General features: G+C 39.3%; 1 protein-coding gene. It reads right to left on the reverse strand.

All coding sequences use genetic code 11. From position 1 onward, the window contains the following. Window positions 1–78: 78 nt before the first annotated feature. On the reverse strand, window positions 79–1,122 hold the full coding sequence (locus AC07NA_RS26225; protein WP_494901027.1) for an IS110 family RNA-guided transposase: 1,044 nt from the start codon (window positions 1,120–1,122) through the stop codon (window positions 79–81). Window positions 1,123–1,281: the final 159 nt, after the last annotated feature.

Below are 1,281 nucleotides of genomic sequence, written 5' to 3' on the forward strand. Positions count from 1 at the left end.
CGTAGAGGTACTGTCTTTAAAAGCAAATAATATTTAATAATTTTGATCATTCAATGAGGGCCTCCACTTGGAAGTTCATCACGTGTAGCCCTGGTTTGCCGGGGCTATTATTTTTTCAGATTGATAGGTAGGATAATATTGCTCATTTTTCTTCCACAAGTAATACATAATTTCAAGTAATTTCCTCTGTACTGCTACATATCCTTTCATTTTGATTTTTGTACGTTCAAAAACGCGGTCATACAGGTTTTTAAATTGTGGTTGGTCATCTCTTACTGCACATAATGCAGGCATGTGTAAAATGCGCCTGATCCTGGAGTTTCCTTTTTTCGATATTCGGGTTCTGCCACTGTGTTTGCCCGACTGGTTCTCTATTACGTCATATCCTGCATAACTTACCAGGCTGGATGCGTTATCAAATAATGTAAAACCATCTGTCTCTGCTGCTATAACGGCAAATGAAAGCAGCGCTACGCCTTTTATTGCAGTGATGTTCTGATAATGCTTGTTAAGGATGGTATCTGTCTTAATTATCTTACTTATAACAACTTCCAGTTCCTCTAACTGTTTTTCAAACAACCTGATAGTTTGTTTAAGTTGCTTGATTATCTCTTTGGATGGAAATTGCCCGTGACGGATGCTATGCAACTGATTATTCATGGAGGTGAGCATTTCTGTAATGCTTTGATGCTGCCTGGTATACACGCGTAAAGTATACAGTTGTTTACTGGGAGGGGTCCATAGCCCTAACTTCTTCTCTGCACCTATACGGGCAAGTCCTTTGGCATCAATGCTATCATTTTTTGATTTAGCGCCATCGGCTTTTAAATAGCTTTTGGCCTTGCTTGGCAATAGAATGCTTATGGCTTTGCCGTTGCTATTGAGAAACCAGGCCAACTGCTCATGGTATACCCCAGTAGCTTCCATAATATAAGTAACAGGCAATGCTTCCTTCGAATGTCGGTTAACCCATTCCAAAAACGACTTAAATCCTACTGGTGAATTGTTGAATTTATGGGTGGCTTTAACCTTTACGTCCTGTTCATCATCGATAACGGACAAACAACAGGCAAAATCTTTCATGGATATGTCTATCCCGATAGCGTACTTTAAGTTCTTCATAGCTACGTATATTACGATCAGAAAACCTTTCATTGTCCTTTCTCATATAATAGCTGATCAGATACAGGATCTGTCAATCGGTACTGTCCGGACTTTCAAAAGTAAAAAAGGAGTATTAGCCTCTTTCGTCAACATCGTTTTAAATACGTGTCATGAGGG

The organism is Mucilaginibacter sp. GW821-FHT07G05 (genome assembly GCF_059418565.1).

Bases quoted from the DNA above. Each gene is read 5' to 3' on its own strand.
- AC07NA_RS26225 (WP_494901027.1), bottom strand. From the start codon at position 1,122: ATGAAGAACTTAAAGTACGCTATCGGGATAGACATATCCATGAAAGAT.